The sequence below is a fragment of the Apilactobacillus nanyangensis genome (genome assembly GCF_016861915.1).
GTDB lineage: Bacteria > Bacillota > Bacilli > Lactobacillales > Lactobacillaceae > Apilactobacillus > Apilactobacillus nanyangensis.
The window spans coordinates 73,670-92,286 of sequence record NZ_BOLX01000007.1; the positions used below are offsets into that span (position 1 = coordinate 73,670).

Annotated in this window: 17 protein-coding genes; 6 read left to right on the forward strand and 11 right to left on the reverse strand. The window is 39.1% G+C overall.

From position 1 onward, the window contains the following. Nucleotides 1-12: 12 nt before the first annotated feature. The 3 genes from adhP to JUD45_RS03330 all read right to left on the reverse strand — a co-directional run bounded on the left by adhP (nt 13) and on the right by JUD45_RS03330 (nt 2,111). A complete protein-coding gene (adhP, locus tag JUD45_RS03325) occupies nt 13-1,029 on the reverse strand; it encodes an alcohol dehydrogenase AdhP (protein WP_034535094.1) in 1,017 nt (338 codons plus the stop codon). 175 nt (nt 1,030-1,204) lie between these two features. Further along, nucleotides 1,205-1,441 carry an EamA family transporter gene (locus tag JUD45_RS07045; RefSeq protein ID WP_236018478.1) on the reverse strand — a complete coding sequence of 79 codons (237 nt, stop codon included), beginning with the start codon at nt 1,439-1,441 and terminating at the stop codon, nt 1,205-1,207. Between the two features lies 1 nt (nt 1,442). Continuing rightward, the gene (locus tag JUD45_RS03330) at nt 1,443-2,111 is read right to left on the reverse strand and encodes a DMT family transporter (RefSeq protein WP_236018479.1); all 669 of its coding nucleotides are present in this window, start codon (nt 2,109-2,111) and stop codon (nt 1,443-1,445) included. A gap of 129 nt (nt 2,112-2,240) precedes the next feature. Here JUD45_RS03330 and proB point away from each other — a divergent pair, with 129 nt between their 5' ends. Together proB and JUD45_RS03340 are read left to right on the forward strand one after the other, a co-directional pair. Then, entirely contained in the window at nt 2,241-3,056 is an 816-nt protein-coding gene (gene proB / locus JUD45_RS03335; protein ID WP_225424286.1) for a glutamate 5-kinase, read from the forward strand. Further along, the gene (locus JUD45_RS03340) at nt 3,049-4,293 is read left to right on the forward strand and encodes a glutamate-5-semialdehyde dehydrogenase (RefSeq protein WP_236018480.1); all 1,245 of its coding nucleotides are present in this window, start codon (nt 3,049-3,051) and stop codon (nt 4,291-4,293) included. The genes proB and JUD45_RS03340 overlap by 8 nt, the downstream gene beginning before the upstream one ends. 49 nt (nt 4,294-4,342) lie before the next feature. Here the strand turns inward: JUD45_RS03340 and guaA are convergent, their stop codons facing one another. From guaA to helD, 3 genes are all read right to left on the reverse strand, one after another. After that, the gene (gene guaA, locus JUD45_RS03345; protein WP_138726853.1) at nt 4,343-5,890 is read right to left on the reverse strand and encodes a glutamine-hydrolyzing GMP synthase; all 1,548 of its coding nucleotides are present in this window, start codon (nt 5,888-5,890) and stop codon (nt 4,343-4,345) included. A 77-nt stretch (nt 5,891-5,967) separates the two neighbouring features. Further along, nucleotides 5,968-6,891 carry a type I pantothenate kinase gene (coaA, locus tag JUD45_RS03350; protein ID WP_138726841.1) on the reverse strand — a complete coding sequence of 308 codons (924 nt, stop codon included), beginning with the start codon at nt 6,889-6,891 and terminating at the stop codon, nt 5,968-5,970. Between the two features lie 117 nt (nt 6,892-7,008). Then, nucleotides 7,009-9,309 (reverse strand): RNA polymerase recycling motor HelD, encoded by a 2,301-nt coding sequence (helD, locus tag JUD45_RS03355; protein ID WP_203619687.1) that lies wholly within the window; start codon nt 9,307-9,309, stop codon nt 7,009-7,011. Between the two features lie 152 nt (nt 9,310-9,461). Here helD and JUD45_RS03360 point away from each other — a divergent pair, with 152 nt between their 5' ends. Beyond that, nucleotides 9,462-10,124: a histidine phosphatase family protein gene (locus tag JUD45_RS03360; RefSeq protein ID WP_308438157.1), complete on the forward strand. Its 663-nt coding sequence runs from the start codon at nt 9,462-9,464 to the stop codon at nt 10,122-10,124. A gap of 45 nt (nt 10,125-10,169) precedes the next feature. Here JUD45_RS03360 and JUD45_RS03365 read toward each other — a convergent pair whose 3' ends face one another. The 5 genes from JUD45_RS03365 to JUD45_RS03385 all read right to left on the reverse strand — a co-directional run bounded on the left by JUD45_RS03365 (nt 10,170) and on the right by JUD45_RS03385 (nt 15,883). Next, nucleotides 10,170-11,111 (reverse strand): ABC transporter ATP-binding protein, encoded by a 942-nt coding sequence (locus tag JUD45_RS03365; protein ID WP_034531457.1) that lies wholly within the window; start codon nt 11,109-11,111, stop codon nt 10,170-10,172. Nucleotides 11,112-11,122: 11 nt separating this feature from the next. After that, entirely contained in the window at nt 11,123-12,169 is a 1,047-nt protein-coding gene (locus tag JUD45_RS03370; protein ID WP_138726839.1) for an ABC transporter ATP-binding protein, read from the reverse strand. A 9-nt stretch (nt 12,170-12,178) separates the two neighbouring features. Then, entirely contained in the window at nt 12,179-13,198 is a 1,020-nt protein-coding gene (locus tag JUD45_RS03375) for an ABC transporter permease (RefSeq protein WP_138726838.1), read from the reverse strand. 1 nt (nt 13,199) lies between these two features. Then, a complete protein-coding gene (gene opp3b / locus JUD45_RS03380; protein ID WP_138726837.1) occupies nt 13,200-14,129 on the reverse strand; it encodes an oligopeptide ABC transporter permease in 930 nt (309 codons plus the stop codon). Between the two features lie 128 nt (nt 14,130-14,257). Next, entirely contained in the window at nt 14,258-15,883 is a 1,626-nt protein-coding gene (locus tag JUD45_RS03385; protein ID WP_138726836.1) for a peptide ABC transporter substrate-binding protein, read from the reverse strand. A gap of 311 nt (nt 15,884-16,194) precedes the next feature. On the opposite strand from JUD45_RS03385, the gene hflX reads away from it, so the two are divergent. The 3 genes from hflX to JUD45_RS03400 are packed head-to-tail and all read left to right on the forward strand — an operon-like array spanning nt 16,195 to nt 18,515. Next, nucleotides 16,195-17,472 carry a GTPase HflX gene (hflX, locus tag JUD45_RS03390; RefSeq protein ID WP_373301475.1) on the forward strand — a complete coding sequence of 426 codons (1,278 nt, stop codon included), beginning with the start codon at nt 16,195-16,197 and terminating at the stop codon, nt 17,470-17,472. Between the two features lie 25 nt (nt 17,473-17,497). Beyond that, nucleotides 17,498-18,205: an AzlC family ABC transporter permease gene (locus JUD45_RS03395; protein WP_138726834.1), complete on the forward strand. Its 708-nt coding sequence runs from the start codon at nt 17,498-17,500 to the stop codon at nt 18,203-18,205. Beyond that, nucleotides 18,192-18,515: an AzlD domain-containing protein gene (locus JUD45_RS03400; RefSeq protein ID WP_138726833.1), complete on the forward strand. Its 324-nt coding sequence runs from the start codon at nt 18,192-18,194 to the stop codon at nt 18,513-18,515. Before JUD45_RS03395 ends, JUD45_RS03400 begins: the two co-directional genes overlap by 14 nt. Nucleotides 18,516-18,617: the final 102 nt, after the last annotated feature.

Here is an 18,617-nt window from a genome sequence, read left to right on the forward strand (position 1 = left end):
ATTAGTTAAAAATTATTTAGTAAAATCGATAACCATTCTACCAACAATCTTACCGTTCTTCATTTCGTCGATAACATCGTTGATTTCTGATAGCTTTCTAGTGTGAACGATTGGCTTAACCTTACCTTCAGCACCGAATTGGAAAGTTTCACGTAGGTCTTCTCTAGTACCAACTAGTGAACCTTCAACGTGGATTCCGTTCAATACAGTTTGGGCAATGTTTAGGTCCATGTTACCTTTTGGTAGCGCAACGGCAACTAGGTGACCGTCTGGACGTAAAGCATTGATAGCTTGATCAAAGGCGATTGGGTTAACAGCAGTGATAACTGAAACGTGTGCACCACCGTTAGTTTCTTCCTTAACTTTTTCTGATAGGTTTTCTGAACGGTAGTCGATACCCTTCTTAGCACCTAATTCTTCGGCCTTTTCTAGGTTGTTACCACGAGCAACGGCGATAACGTTAGCACCGAATACGTTGTTGGCGAATTGAACACCTAGGTTACCTAAACCACCGGCACCTACCATTTCAACCCATTGACCTGGCTTTGTGTGGCCAACTTTTAGTGCCTTGTACATAGTAACACCGGCACAAGTTAATGAAGTAGCTTCGATTGGGTCCAATCCTTCTGGAACCTTAACAGCGTACTTAGCATCAACAATTACTTGTTCAGCCATAGCACCGTCAACAGTGAAACCAGCATTCTTAACTTCACGACATAATGTTTCTCTACCACTTAGGCAGTATTCACAGTGACCGCATCCCTTGAAGAACCAAGCGATTGATACACGATCACCAATTTTTAGATTATCTACATCATCGGCAACTTGAATAACTTTACCTACACCTTCGTGACCGATAATACGGCCAGCTTGGTCACCAAAATCTCCGTTGGCAACGTGTAAGTCGGTGTGGCATAAACCACAGTATTCAACTTGAACTAAAGCTTCACCATTTTCAATTGGGCGAAGTTCAACATCTTTAACATCTACATATCCATCTGAGTTGTCTCTAACTACTGCAGCTTTCATTGATAAAATCTCCTTCATAAATACAAACTTGATATTGTTTTCACATATAATGTAACACCTTATTGTCCGATAATAAAGCGGAAAATAATAAATTTTTAATGACATTTTTATCATTTTACTCTAGCATTGTGAAAGATATCACTATTCATAAGGGTTCTATCATTTTCTAAAAATTCTATTCTAATTTATTTTTCTGTGGCAACGCTTGAACAAACGCCATCATTAAAATTAATACCCCACCGATTAATTCAACAACGGTTAACTTTAGATGCAGAAATGATACGGATAAAATCGCAGCAGTTAGCGGTTCGAACGAGCTTAAGGTTCCGGTCACCGCAGGTTCTAAATAGTTTAAACTAGCGACATAGAATAAGTATGCCACCATTGTTCCTACGATTGTAATGAAAATCAATTCAAATATTAATTGTTGGATTGATGTTTATGTGTGGTGTATCGATAACGACAATTGGTTGAATGGGTAAACTCCCAAGTAACATTGCCCATCCACAAACTAACCTAGGATCATACTTATTTAACAGTTTGATTGGAATCAACGTACAGTTTGCACCAGCAATTCCAGCTGAGATCCCAAAGAATAATCCTAACTTAGAAATGTTTAATGAACCAAAGTCACCTTTTGTCGCTAGTAAATATGTACCAGCTGCGGCTAAAACAATTGAAATAACATCTAATCTAATAGGCAATTTATGTCGCGAAATCGAATAATAGAGGATAATAAAGACAGGGGCAGTAAATTGTAAGACGGTTGCGGTCGCAGCGTTTCCGTACCTAACTGCTGATAGGTAGCTAACTTGTGACATTAACATTCCAAAAATTGCAAAGCTAATTAGTAAAAGTGCCTGGCTCTTACTATGCCAAATCGTAAAGATGGAGCCACCAACGGTAAATTTGTATAACAATAATAGTAGGATTCCCGCTAAAAGCATTCTAATGCCGACGACCCAAAGTACGGGAGCATGTTGTGTTAAAAACATGTAGTCGGCGAGTGTTCCGGAAGCTCCCCATGAAATACTACCTACAATTACCAAAAATAGCCCAATTAACTTTCCCTTGCCTGCCATAATTAGCCCCCTTATTTTATATTAATAATTACAATACATCTAATCTACCTCTAATGCAATTTTAATTTACATATTGTTACTTTTTTCAAATTAAAGTAAACTAGTTTTAAAGAACAGGAGAGCATGAATATGACAAGTAAATATAAACGAATCGTTGTCAAAATTGGGACTAGTTCCATCATCAATTCTGACAACAGCATTAATATAAAAACAATTAATACTTTATCATCAGTGTTGAGTCAATTAAGTCAAACCGGCCATGAAGTTATCTTGGTCACTTCCGGTGCCGTTGGTGTTGGTATGAACACCAACGGATTAAAAAAACGTCCTACTGATATCGGCAAACTACAAGCTTTATCCGCGATTGGACAAAGCGAACTAATGGACTTGTACTCAGATAGTTTCAAGGAATCAGACCAAACCGTGGCGCAACTACTATTAACACGCGACGTTGTTGACTACCCTAAGAGCAGTGAAAATGTACTTAAAACCATTAACACCCTTTTAGAAGATAAAGTCGTCCCAATCATCAACGAAAACGACGCCGTCTCAGTCGACGAATTCAATCACCAAACTAGCTTCGGTGAAAACGATCAACTAGCCGCCATCGTGACTAACTTTGTCGATGCTGACCTACTAATCATCCTATCCGACATCGACGGATTGTTCGATGCCAACCCGAAGGACAATCCGAACGCAAAACTACTATCATGGGTACCAGAAATTAGCGCTGACTTGATGCAAGTTGCCGGCGGCCACGGTTCACAATATGGCACTGGCGGTATGCAAACCAAGCTTAACACCGCTAAAATCATCTTGGATAACCACCGTAAGATGGCAATCCTAAATGGTGATGATCCAGCAATCATCAATGACTTCATTTCTGGTCGCCCCGTTGGTACCTACTTCGGTGCCGAAGCTATGGAGGGTCGTACAAATGAATAAACAAGAATTAATTCAATTAGGAAAAAACGCTAAAAAAGCCAGTTTCCAATCAGCTGGCCTATCTACCACTACTAAGAACGATATCTTAAAACAATTCGCCAAGGCAATTGTCGATAAGACCGATGAGATTATCGCTGCCAACCAAAAGGATTTACAAAATCCTCAAATCGAAGCCAAGTTCATCGACCGTTTAAAACTAGATGAGAAACGCATCTCAGACATGGCCAATGGACTACTACAATTGGTCGGATTAGCTGATCCTACCGCTAAGATTGACGGCGGCTGGGAAACCGAAGACGGACTTCGTATCGTCAAACAACGTGTCCCACTTGGCGTTGTCGGTATCATTTATGAAGCCAGACCAAACGTAACTATCGATGCCGCCGGACTTTGTTTCAAATCCGGTAACGCTGTCATCTTACGTGGTGGAAAGGAATCAATTAACTCTAACGTCGTCTTAGCCGATATTTTACGTGATGTCCTAAGACAAAACGAATTAGATGCAAACATGATTCAAGTCATCGACGATCCATCCCATGAACTTGCTCAAGCATTCATGGAACTAAACGACTACGTCGATGTTCTAATCCCCCGCGGAAGTGCCCGCTTAATCCAAACCGTATTAAACAACGCAACCGTGCCAGTGATTGAAACTGGTGCTGGTAACTGCCACATCTACGTTGATAAGGATGCTGACAAACAAATGGCACGAAATATCATCATCAACGGTAAAGTACAACGCCCTTCCGTATGTAATGCCACCGAAAAAGTATTAATCCATAAGGATGTCGCTAACGATTACCTACCAGACATCATCAGCGATTTACGAAAACGTGGTGTTGAAGTCCGCGGTGACGAAGCCACTCGTGCAATCGTAAGCGACGTCATCCCTGCCACTACTGAAGACTGGGACACTGAATACAATGCGTTAATCATTTCAATTAAGGTCGTTGATTCAAGACAATCAGCCATTGATCACATCAACGAACACGGAACTCACCACTCAGAAGTAATCGTCTCTAACGACTATGCTGCCGGGGTTTCATTCCAACAACAAGTTGATGCGGCCTGTGTCTATGTCAACGCTTCATCTCGTTTCACCGATGGCTTTGAATTTGGCTTCGGTGCTGAAATTGGTATTTCCACTCAAAAGCTTCACGCCAGAGGTCCAATGGGACTAGAAGCACTAACATCATATAAATACGTTATTAACGGTGACGGACAAACAAGAAAGTAAATAAAAAGAGCTCAACAGCAATTGTTGAGCTCTTTTTATTTAGGAATTATTATTCCCATTCAATTGTCGAAGGTGGCTTACTGGTAATGTCGTATACTACACGGTTTACCCCATCCACTTCGTTTGTAATCTTAGTTGAAATTTCTGATAAGACATCCCAAGGAATCTTAGCGAAATCAGCAGTCATTCCATCAATGGAATTAACGGCACGGATAGCGATGGTGTAGTCGTAAGTACGACCGTCCCCCATCACACCAACACTTCTAAAACCAGGTAGGATGGTGAAGTATTGCCAAATATCCTTATCTAATCCAGCAGCGGAAATTTCGCGACGTAGGATGTAGTCACTGTTTCTAACAATTTCTAGCTTGTCTTCAGTAACTTCACCGATAACACGAATACCTAAACCAGGACCTGGGAATGGTTGACGCCATACTAAGTAGTCTGGCATTCCCATTTCTTCACCCAAGCGTCTAGTTTCGTCCTTAAATAATGAACGAACTGGTTCGATTAGTTTAAATTGTAGGTCTTCTGGTAGACCACCAACGTTATGGTGAGACTTGATAGTTTCAGCAGTATTAGTACCACTTTCAATAACGTCAGTGTATAAAGTACCTTGAGCTAAGAAATCAACATCCTTAAGCTTCAAAGCTTCTTCATTGAAGACTTCGATAAATTCATTACCGATAATCTTTCTCTTTTGTTCAGGATCAGTAACACCAGATAACTTGTCTAAGAAACGTTTGCTTGCATCAACTTGGATGATGTTTAGACCAAACTTACCTTCTAGACTATCCATTACTTCCTTAACTTCGTTCTTACGAAGTAGACCGTGATCAACAAAGATACAAGTTAGTTGGTCACCAATGGCCTTGTTCAATAACACACCAGTTACACTTGAATCTACCCCACCGGATAGACCTAAGATAACCTTCTTGTCGCCAACTTCTTCTCTGATTTGCTTGATTTGTAAGTCAATAAAGTCATTCATTGACCAGTTAGCTTCTGCGCCACAAACGTTAAACACGAAGTTCTTTAGGATGTCAGTACCGTACTTGGTATTTCTAACTTCCGCATGGAATTGAATTCCATAGAACTTTCTAGCGGTATCTTGCATTGCAGTAATTGGGCAACCTTCAGCAGTTGCCACATTTTCAAAGCCATCTGGAACCTTACGTACAAGGTCTCCATGACTCATCCAAACTGGTTCTTCCTTAGGCAAATCTTTGAATAGTTCCGCATTATCAGAGGTAATGTCGATGTCAGCGTGACCATATTGTCCATGGTCTTCTCCATCAACTTGTCCTCCACCTAGGTTATATGCCATTAGTTGCATACCATAACAAATACCTAGAATTGGAATATTCATTTCGAAAATTTTAGGATCAACAGTTAATGCATCTTCTGCGTACACACTGTTAGGACCCCCAGAGAAGATAATCCCTTTAGGGTTAAAAGCCTTGATTTCGTCGATGGTCATATCATGGGGCTTTAGTTCAGAATATACACCAAAATCACGAATACGACGGGTGATTAATTGGTTGTATTGACTTCCGAAGTCAAGCACCAAGATTTTATCAAACGATGATAAATCCATTTCAGCCAAACCATTCACTCTCCAATCATTAAATTGTATTTATCATACATAGAAAAATGAATGGCGTCAAATTAAATCTAGTACTTTCTAAGCAAAATTTTATCGATACGATGGTTGTCTGTTTTGTGAATAATTAGGTCCGCTCTAGTCTTGGTAGGCTTAATATTTTCCAACAAATTAGGTAAATTAATTTGTTGCCAAACATCCTTAGCAGTCTCAATGGCCTTTTTACGATCGGTATGGGCCATTTCGTAGTAGTAGTTAGATGGATTTTGGAACGCAGTATCCATTAATTGTTCGAAACGTTCGACGTACCATTGTTCAATCAAATCATCATCTGCATCGATGTAGATTGAAAAGTCGGTAAAGTCTGAAACGTAGATTTGTTGGTTACTTGGTAGTTGTAACGTGTTAATCCCCTCGATAATCAAGACGTCCGGTTGATCGATGATGTCGAACTTATCTGGAATGATGTCGTATACGTCGTGTGAGTAGACCGGCGCTTTGACGTTGTGCTTCCCTGACTTAACTTCGTTTAAGAAGTTAATCAATGACTTCATATCGTAACTTTCTGGAAAACCCTTTCTATCCATGATGCCACGACGTTTTAATTCTGCGGAATTGTACAAGAATCCATCGGTAGTGATTAATTGGATTTTCTTATCTTCGAAGTATCTTGATAGCAGTACTTCCAATAGTCTGGCGGTAGTTGACTTACCAACGGCCACACTTCCGGAAATTCCGATGATAAACGGTACCTTACGATCTTGTTTATCCAAAAAGGCGGTCTTGGTCTTTTGCCATTGGTTAAAGTTTTGCGTACATAAGTCTAACAAATGAACGATAGGAATGTAGACGTCGCGCACGTCTTGAATTGAAATCTCATCGTTAAAGGCCTTAATTTGTTTTAGTCCGTCGGTAGTAACGGGAATCGAGCGTAACTTGTATAAGTCCTTCCACTCGTCTTTCTTAAATGCGTAGTAATTGATTGGATCTGACAATTTTACGCCTCCGTTCAAATAAAAGTAGTACGTCCATAATACCACCGAACATATTAGAAGCGACAAAAAAGCGCCTAATCCTTATGGATAGGCGCTTTTATTTGTTACTAATTGCGATTATTGTAAATCATATAAATCGCTAGGCTCAACATCAAACAAGTGAGTTGGCTTTCCTTCAGCGATAATTGTTAGTTCATGCATTGCACGAGTACAGATTGTGTAAACCAATTGACGGTCTGCTTCGTCACCAAAATGTTTGTCATCTGCGTCAAACATGACCACAGAGTCAAATTCTAGCCCTTTAGCAAGGTATGCAGGTATTACTAGGGTTCCAGTAGTCAAGCGTTGGTTCTCGGTCTGTATAAGCGTATTTTTTACGTTTCTATCGTCTAATTGTTCGGATAATAACTTCGCATCAGCCAAAGTTTTGACAATAATGGCTGTTGTATCGTGTTTTTCCTTATCATTATCAATTCTAGCGACTAATTTATCTAGAGCAGCATCCCTATTTTCAACCACTTGCATGACTGGTTTATCACCGACACGCGCGAATGATTCAATTTGGCTACCGCCTTCTAGGATGTGTTTAGTGAAGTCAGTGATTTGTTCGGTTGAACGATATGATTTTGTAAGTTGCACGACATTAGTCTTTTCAGGATCAAACATGGTTGATAGTTCTGATAGCAATGTATGACTATTTTCATGAGTGAAGATAGCTTGATTCAAGTCCCCTAGTAGTGTGAAACGAGCACGTGGGAATGTGAACTTCATAAATGCCATTTGGAATGCGGTGTAGTCTTGGACTTCGTCAATGAATAGGTACTTGATGTCGGTCTTAGGACGTTTTCCTGAGATACGGTCGAATAGGTATAGGTATACTGAAACATCTGACATTGAGATGTGACCGTTCTTCATTTGGTTGATTGAAGCATCAACTGACTTAGTCCAGTCTTCCTTGGTTAGGTCGTACTTGGATAAGTCGATTAGGTTGGGCACGTTTCTTAAGAAGTGCACTAATTGGTTGTTAACACCTAGGAAACGACCGTGAACGATTTGTTTTCGAATACGCTTGAAGGCACCGATAACGATGTGTCTTGCTAGGAAGTCGAATTCCTTATCAGCGTTTTCGAATTCGTCTGGATGGGCGTTTTGCACGGCTTGAATTTGTTCTCTACTCAAGTCTTGGACCGCTTGTTCTACCCAAGGTTTCTTCATTTCGACTTTGACACGACGGTTCAAAATCTTGATCAAGCGTTCCTTGGTAGCGTCTAGACGGTTTCTTAGGTTGTAGTTTTCATTGAAACTGTAATAGATTTCTGCAATTTGTTCCTTTGAGATAAAGATATCGCCTTGGAACTTCAAGTTCTTGAACTTCATGTCTTCACTGTTCAAGTGATTAGTATATGCAGTTTCAGCCTTAAAGAATTCTAGGCTATTCTTTAGATTGTTGATGTTTCTTAGTTTCTTGTCTTCTGAATTATCTTTTTCAAAACGTTCTGAAAGAGTTTCAACCTTGAACTTAGGTACACGCAAACTACTGTATTGGTAGTAAGTCATTTGCACCATGTTTTGTTCACCCAATTCAGGCAACACTTGGTTGATGTAATCGTTGAACAATTGGTTAGGTGAGAACAATACCACTTGTGCTGAACTTAGTTTTCCTCTGTATTGGTACAATAGGAAGGCAACACGTTGCAATACCGCAGCAGTCTTACCAGAACCGGCCGCCCCTTGAACGAATAGCAAGTCTGACTTGGTATCTCTGATAATTTTGTTTTGTTCTCTTTGGATGGTAGTAACGATACTCTTCATCTTAGTATTGGACTTACCATTTAGGTTATCCAATAGCATTTGATCCCCAACTACTTGGTCGGTATCAAAGATGGTTTCAATCTTGCCATCCTTGATTTGGAATTGACGTTTCAAAGTCACGTTTACGGTTTGTTCACCCATTGGTGTGTGGTAGGTCAATTTACCAATTTTGCTATCATAGTAGATACTTGAAATTGGAGCACGCCAGTCATAAATCAAATAGTGATCTGGGCTATCGGCAAAAGAACCTAAACCGATATAAATAGTTTCAGCCTTGTGTTCGCCTTCTTCTTCGAAGTCTAGACGGGCAAAGTAAGGACGTTCTTGCATCTTTGAAAGCTTGTCGTATTCCTTAGTTGCATGTTTCCAACTATTTTCACGTTCTTCTAGCATTTGTTGTTGTTGACGAATGGAGACAGATGTTTCCATCATTCCAGAATAAGTACTGGTCTTCAAACGAACATCATTATAGAAGTTTTTATTGATATCGTGTTCGTCTTTTTCGGCACGATTAATCTTCTTAACGGCTTCAGCTTTGGCAACTTCGACCTTCGCTAAAACATCATTTAAGTGTTTTTGTTCTTGTTCTTTAATTGATTCAGACATTTGAGCTACGCTCCTATCTTAAAATTTGGTTATTAATTTTAGCACATATATGATAGAAAGAAAAGTCATGCCAGACTTAACCTAATCTTTTCTCTCCCCCTACCATATATGATAAAATGTAGGCATACAAATATGTCAGGAGGTTTTTTCTGATGATTAACATTTATCTTGTTCGTCATGGACAAACTTATTTAAATAAATACAACCGTATTCAAGGAATCGCCAACGCCCCTCTTACTGAAAAGGGAATTGCCGATGCCATTGATGCCGGAAAAAGATTAAGCTCAATTACATTCAATCATGCATATTCCAGTGATATGCCTCGTGCTTTTGATACTGGAAAATATGTATTGCAACAAAATCCCTCAGATATTGAAGAACCTATTGCAGATAAAGCTTTCCGTGAAGAAAACTTTGGTTACTTTGAAGGAAACGATAGTGAAGCTGCATGGCACCAAATTGGTGGACCAGACGGCATGGACAATTACGCCAAGATGATTAGCAAACTTGGTATGGGTGGTACAGCCGATTTAATCGCTGCCCACGATCCATACGGTGATGCTGAAAACAATCAAGACTTATTAAATCGTTTCATCCCCGGCTTAAAGAAAGTCATTCAAAACGCTAACGACGGTGACAACATCATGATTGCTGCTCACGGTACCATCATCAGATGGGCTGTTGACCAATTCAAGGATGACACCATCGATGTTTCCGAACCAATCGAAAACGGAAGTGTTTCAAAACTAGTATCAAATGCTGACGCCAGTGAAATCAGCGTTGAATACTACAACAACTTAAGTGAAAACGTCTAATCAACGTAAAAATAACCGTTACTTAATAAAGTAACGGTTATTTTTTTAGCTGTTTAAGCGATCCTTGTACATTTGAATTTCGTCATCGGCAGCACGAACATAATGGTTAGGAGCAATTTCAACTAACTTACGTTGCTTTCCGTCACTTTCAACACTCGCATCGTAATCTACGATCTCACGTTGTCTTTCAAATTCAGGGTCCGGTACCGGAACAGCTGAAAGTAAACTTCTGGTGTAATCGTGTAATGGATGAGCATATAGTTCATCGGCATCGGCGATTTCTAACATACGACCATAGTGCATAACACCAATACGGTCACTAATGTATTTAACCATTGATAAATCATGGGCAATAAATAAGTATGTTAGCTTACGTTTCTTTTGTAAGTCCTTAAGTAGGTTAACTACTTGGGCTTGGATTGACACGTCCAATGCTGAGATAGGTTCATCGGCGATGATGAACTTAGGTTTAACAGCTAAGGCACGGGCAATCCCAATTCTTTGACGTTGTCCACCAGAGAATTCATGAGGATATCTGTTGGCATGTTCTTTGTTCAAACCAACTGTTTCCAATAATTCTTCGACTTGAGCATCACGATCAGCCTTATCTTTGGCTAAGTGGTTAATGTCGATACCTTCGGCAATAATGTCTTTAACCTTCATACGAGGGTTTAATGATGCGTAAGGGTCTTGGAAGATGGTTTGGATATCACTTCTGAATTCTTTTTCATCTTTTTTAGTCTTTAGCTTTGAAACATCTTTGCCTTCAAAGATGATTTCGCCACCTGTTGGTTCATACAAATGACTAATTGCACGACCTGTGGTTGTCTTTCCGGAGCCAGATTCACCAACTAGCCCAAAGGTTTCCCCTTCATGGACGTTGAAGGTAATATCATCAACAGCTCTAACTTCGTCTTTACGACCAACGTTAAAGTATTGTTTTAAGTTTTTTACTTCTAAAATTTTTGGTGCATCTTTATCTAACATATTGTCACCACCTATCCTTGTTTAGTCTTTTTAAAGTGTTCTTGACGCTTTACGATGTCAGCTGGTGGAGTCACCTTAGGAGCTCTATCATCTAACAACCATGTTGCTGCGTAGTGAGTGTCAGAAACCTTAAAGAATGGTGGTTGTTCAATTGTGTCAATCTTTAATGCATACTTATTTCTAGCAGCAAATGCATCCCCTACTGGTGGTTCCAATAGGTCTGGAGGAGTACCTGGGATTGATGGTAATACATCTTCGTTGGTATCCAAAGTAGGCATTGATCCTAATAGACCCCAAGTGTATGGGTGTTTTGGATTGTAGAAGATTTCATCAACAGTTCCGTATTCAACGATTTTACCTGCATACATAACTGCAACACGATCAGCCATACCTGCAACCACCCCTAAATCATGGGTAATGAAGATGATTGAAGTGTTAATCTTTGTTTGTAATTCCTTCATTAATTCCAGAATCTTAGCTTGGATGGTAACATCCAAAGCAGTGGTTGGTTCATCAGCAATTAAGATTTCTGGGTAGTTTACTAATGCAATCGCAATCACGATTCTTTGTCTCATCCCACCAGAGAATTGGTATGGGTAGTCATTGATTCGTTCTTCAGCATTAGTAATACCAACTAGTTTTAACATTTCCAAGGCTTTAGCCATTGCTTTTTCCTTGGATAAACCCTGGTGAATCATTAGTGGTTCAGCAACTTGACGTCCAATCTTCATAGTTGGGTCCAATGAAGTCATTGGATCTTGGAAGATTTCAGCAATCTTGCTACCACGTAACTTACTTAATTCTTTTTCGTTTAATTGTAAAATGTCTTGGCCATCGAACTCGATGCTTCCGTCGACAACATCAGCGTTGGTTGCGTTCAAACCCATAATGCTTCGAGTAGTTACTGATTTACCAGAACCTGATTCCCCAACGATTGCTAGGGTTTCACCCTTCTTTAAATCAAAACTAATGTCACGAATGGCTTGAACAGTACCCGCATAAGTTTTGAAATTAATTGATAAATTTCTAACTTCTAGGATGTTTTCCTTGTTTTCCATTCTTGTCACCTACTCTCTTGATTTAGGGTCAAATGCATCTCTTAGACCATCACCTAAAATGTTGAATGCAATCATTAATAATGAAAGAACGATTGCTGGAACCCACATTTGATATGGTAAGAATTGGAATGACTTTTGACCGTTACTAATCAAAGTACCTAATGAAGCTGCTGGAGCTGGAACCCCAATTCCGATAAATGATAGGAATGCTTCGAAGAAGATAGCACTTGGAATAGTGAACATAGTATTAATGATAATCACTGAAGTTAAGTTTGGCAATAAGTGCTTGAAAGCAATCTTAAATGAACTTTCACCCAATGAACGTGCGGCTAGCACGAATTCTTGACTCTTTAATTCAAGTGTTTGCGCACGAACTAAACGAGCCATGTTAATCCAACTAGTAAATGCAATCGCAATGATGATTGCAGGAATACCTGGTTTTAATACCAATAGTAGAAGAATCATAACAACTAGGTTAGGAATTGATAGTAGGATTTCGATAACACGTTGCATGAAAGTGTCAACCTTTCCACCAATCCAACCTGAGATGATTCCGTAAGCTACCCCGATAGTTAAATCGAAGAAAGTTGCCACAACGGCAATTAATAATGAAATTCTAGTACCGAATAATGTTCTTGCGAATAGGTCACGACCTAAGTAGTCACTACCTAACCAGAAGTAATGGTTAGCAGCAGCACCAGTATAGGCGTTAACACGCACTCCACCTTGTACTAAAGTACCGTTAAATCCAGGAATGTCGATTCCAGGAATACGCGGTGGTAAGTTGTTTAAGTTTGGATGAGTTGAAATGCTGCTAAATGCAGGAATCAATGCTGATCCGAATGATACGACAAATAAGAAAATCAAAATGTATAGTGAAATCATTGCCGCTTTGTTTTTCTTTAGACGACGCCATGAATCCTTCACAAAAGTAAGAGAAGGAGCCGCGATTTTTTCATTATCTAAATGTGCACCATCTGATAACGGTTCAAAGGCGTCTTTTGGTAGTTGTTTTGCTTTATCTGCCATTTTATTCTCTTCCCCCTGCTACTCTGATTCTTGGATCGATTATTCCGTATACGATGTCGGTGATTAATAATACGACACATAATAGGAAACAATACATAACTGTAAGTCCCATGATTGTTGGGTAATCGTTTGTTAACACTGAGTTAACGAATTGTTCACCAATACCTGGAATTGCGAAAATGTTTTCAACAACTAATGATCCAGTCATGATGTTTACGGCCAATGGACCGATGATTGTTACCAACGGAATTAAACTATTTCTCAAAGCATGGTGGTAAATGATACCGAACTTGCTTAGGCCCTTGGCTCTTGCTAATTCAATGTAATCTGAGCTTAAAACATCAACCATTTCAGTACGTACAAAACGAGCTGATTCAGCTAATGGCATTGCTGCCAACGCAAGTGTAGGAAGAATTGTGTATGCAAATCCATTCCAACCGGCGATTGGTAGCCATCCCCACTTCAAAGCAATTACGTATTGTAGTAATACTGAGAAGACAAATGAAGGAATTGAAATTCCTAAAATTGAAAGGATGGTAGTTGAAGTATCAACCCATGTACTCTTCTTGATTGCACCAACTGCACCAACAATGATACCGGCAAAAACACCAACAATCATTGCTTGAGCACCCAATAGAAGTGATGGTCCCATACGACTTGAGATAAGGTATGAAACTGGTTGATCACTGAATTGGAATGATGTTCCAAAGTTACCCTGAACTGCGTTCACAAGATAACTAATGTATTGTTGCCAAATTGGTTTATCCAATCCGTATTGTTTCAATACCATGTAACGTTCGGATGGAGAAAGCTTGGCTTCGTTAGTCAATGGAGTCCCGGGCATTAACTTCATTAAGAAGAATGTCACGGTAACTACTATGAATAACGTTAATAACAAGTAAAAAATTCGTTTTGCTAAAAACTTAACCATATTTTTATATCCTCACAATCTTTCAGGGAAAATTCCCCTTTATGTACGGAAGAGTTTTAGATTCGACTACATCCATTATAGTAGCTATCTAAAACTCTTCTCAATGAAAAACTTAATTTAATTAGTTTTTACTTCTTTGAAATAGTAGCATCTCTGAAGTCAGTTGATAGACCTGTAGGGAAGAATTGTACTCCGCTTACACGAGGTTTAATTACATTTGGTTGAACCTTGTGGTATAGAGGAATTACACCTTGATCGCTCATTAAGATCTTTTCAGCATTTACTAGATCGTCCCAACGTTTTGCAGTGTTGTTTGAATCTGAACCTTCAGCATCCTTAACTAATTTATCGTACTTAGCATTGCTCCACTTACCGTTGTTGTATGAACCGTCAGAAGTGAATAATGACATGAATGAAATTGGGTCTGGGAAATCAGCGTACCAACCACTAACTACCATGTCGAATTGACCGTTTTGTGAACGAGTCAATCTAGTCTTGTAAGGAACGTTTAATGCAGTAACCTTTAGCCCAGGTAGGTTAGAAAATGCTGTTTGTAGGTATTCAGTTGTACTCTTACCTTGTGGTGTGTCATCAGCTAATAATGTGAAGTTAATTGACTTCTTGCCAACTTCTTTTAGACCCTTAGCCCATAGTTTCTTAGCTTCTGAAGCATTGTAAGATACACCTGTTTTGGTTCCAGCGGCCTTAGTAAAGTCAACACCCTTGTATTGTGACATACCAGGAGAAACAATTCCTTGAGCAGATGTAGAACCATCACCTAAAGTATCTTTAGTAAATTGATCTCTATCAATTACAAGTGATAGAGCTTTTCTAATGTTAGCGTTCTTGAAGTATGAATCTGCCTTTTCATTCATTTCTAGGTAGAATGTACTTGCTTGCTTAACATTGTGTAATTCAGAACTTGACTTGTACTTACCAACTTGTTGTTGACCAACTAATGTAGTTTCATCTAATTGACCAGTTTCGTATTGGTTTAATGCAGTGTTAGCATCTTTTTGAACAGTGAACTTAATACCAGCAACCTTAACCTTGCTTGCGTTGTAGTATTCTTTGTTCTTAACTAAAGTCCATGTATCGTTTGTACCGTTCCATCCTTCAACCTTGAATGGTCCGTTGTATAACATTGCTTTACTGTTTGTAGCATAAGCTGAACCATATTTTTCAACAGTTGATTTATCTTGAGGATAACAAGCAGCCATTGCAACGATGTACTTGAAGTAAGATTGAGGTCTGTTAAGTGTAACTACAAGCTTGTAATCACCTTCAGCCTTAACACCTAATGATGAAATCGGTGCTTTACCAGCAGAAATTTCTGTAGCATTCTTAACATGATCTAATAAGTATGAATATTGTGAAGCTGTCTTAGGGTTTACAGTACGTTGCCAACCGTAGACAAAATCCTTGGCAGTTACGGGCTTACCATTACTCCATTTTGAATGGCGTAAGTTGAATGTGTAAGTCTTACCATCTTTAGATACCTTGTAGCTTTCAGCAACACCTGGTTTAACAGTGTTGTCAGGCCCGTTTAATAATAAACCTTCGTTACTGTTACCAACCATTACCATGCTTTCGCTATCTGTTAATTTTGAAGCATCTAATGTATTTAAACCGGCTGATTCTTGCCAGTTAATATACTTACTTGTGGATTCTTTTGAAGAATTACCACAAGCTGCTAGTAGGAATGCTGATGCTGCTCCAACAACCCCTAGCTTTACTACGGATTTCATTTTCATTTCCAATACCCCCAATTTCCTTACTAAAAAGTTTTTGTTTAAAAGGATTGTTAAAATAATACCACCAGTTAATTATAAAATGCAATACTTTTTCTAATTTAATTTTAATTTAGATGAATGTTTATACATCCAAAAGTCGAGAAAACATCAGTATATCAAAGGTAATAAATAATTTGAATAATCTAATCGTTATAAAAGGCTCCCTCATAATTTTATTAAAGCATTCTAATTTTATTAATCTTTATCTTTTCTTAGAACCTTTCTTATAAGTGATATGTAAATGGTATAATGGTTAAAAATAACAAGGAGGTATTCATTTGGATACAGAACAACAAACTGCCGTTATCATCGGTTTAAATCTAGACAATGAGCAATTCGAGTACTCAATGACTGAATTAGCTGCCCTTGCTGAAGCTAATAACCTAGAAGTTGTGGCTCATCTGGTTCAAAAGCTAGATCATCCCGATAAAGCCACATATTTCGGTAAGGGTAAAGTTGAAGAGCTAAAGATGACCGTCTTGGATAAAGACGCTGATATGGTCATTGTTAACGATGAACTATCACCTAGCCAAATTAGAAACTTAGAAAAGCAAACTGAAACAAAAATCATCGACCGTACAGGTCTAATTTTGGAAATCTTTGCCAACCGTGCCAGAACTCACGAAGCCAAACTACAAGTTCAATTGGCGAAGTTGCAATACCAACTACCCCGTTTGCACACCAGCGCTAGTCAACGACTAGATCAACAAACTGGTAGCGGTGGTGGCGGATTCACCAACCGTGGTTCCGGTGAATCTCAACTGGAATTAAACCGTCGTGTCATTGAAAAGGATATCTCCCACATCAAACAAGAACTAAAGGATATACAAAAATCTGATTTAACCCAAAGAAAGCAACGTGATGGTAAAAACATCCCTACTGTTGCCTTAGTCGGATACACCAACGCAGGTAAATCTACTATCATGAACCAGCTGGTTAACCGCTACGGTGAAAACCAAGAAAAGCAGGTAATGGTGAAAAACATGTTATTTGCTACCTTGGATACCAGTGTTAGAAAACTAATTTTCGATGACAATAAGACAATGTTGTTATCTGACACCGTTGGTTTCGTAAGTAAGTTACCTCACCAATTGGTGAAGGCCTTCCGTTCCACTTTGGCTGAAGCTGCTAATGCAGATCTATTGGTCCAAGTCGTCGACGAGGCCGATGAAAATAAGGAACTAATGATGAAGACCACCGAACAAACATTGAAGGAAATCGGAGTTGAAAACATCCCAATGATTACCGTCTTCAATAAGGCTGACATCTTAGATGAGCCTCGACCTCAACGTGCTGGTGATAACCTAATCATGGCAGCGTTAGAAGAAGACTCCATCGATGAATTGGTTAAAATCATCAGAGAAAATAGTTACAAGGATTATGTCACTGAAGAATTTTTAATTCCGTTTGATAAAGGTGACATCGTTAACTACCTAAACACCAAGGCCAACGTGCTTTCAACCGAATATGTCGCTGAAGGAACCAAGGTTAAAGCAGAACTAACCGCAGTTGACAGTGAACGTTTTAAACAATATCTTATTAACAACTAACTTTTTTATAAGGATGTGATGAGGTATCGACAATCAGCTAACTGCAAAAGCTGCAATCAAAGATAGTATTCCCACCATGTTTGGCTACATTGGAATCGGACTTGCCTTTGGGATTATCGGGAAATCTCTTGGCTTTAGCCCATGGCTAGTCGCCGTTTTATCATTGACCGTCTACGCTGGATCAGCGCAGTTCATTTTGGTCTCAATGATGGCTTTGCACAATCCCGTTTTCTCGATTGTGCTAGCAATTTTTCTGGTTAACTCCAGAATGATTCTAATGAGTATTACCACTGCACCATACTTTAAGGATGAATCGATGTTCAAAAATATCTTAATCGGTTCATTTTTAACCGACGAAAGTTTTGCGCTAGGTATGAATAAAATCAATTACACTGATAATCAGTTAACGTTTACCTGGTTTAATACCGCTAACATTGTCTCTTATCTTACTTGGGCAGGTGCATCATTTGTCGGTGCCATCGCTGGTAGTTTCGTCCATAATCCATACGCAATTGGGTTAGACTTTGCCCTTGTCGCAATGTTCATTGGGTTGTTATACCTTCAAGTAATTGCCAAAAATGGTATGCCCCTGAAATTAAAACTACTGATGATTTTAATCACCTTCATCATGGTATTTATTGGATTAGTCTTCATTCCAAGTAACCTATTAATCCTTTTAGTAACACTAATTACTTGTCTGATTGGAGTGATTATCAAACATGTCTTCTTTTAATTTCACGCTAATAACCATAATTGGATGTACGCTAGTTACTTGGTTATCCCGTGTGATGCCGTTCATCCTATTAAAGAAATTCAAACTATCGAAACCAGTTGAAGAGTTTCTAAGCTTTGTCCCCATCGTAATTATGGCGACGCTGTGGTTTTCACAACTATTCGTCCAACACCTGGGCCACTTGCCTTCCATCAACTGGGAAAACCTATTCGCTTCGATTCCAGCTGTCTTATCAGCCATCATCACCAAGAGTTTATTGGTGGTTGTGATTGTCGGAATTATCTCACTAGCAATTATTCGATTAATATAAATAAAAAGACCTAACTTTACGTTAGGTGACCTGAACCCCTAAAATTGGAAGATGGTTATGCTATTTTCTGGGAGGAATTGATCCGGTATTCAACCGGTGACA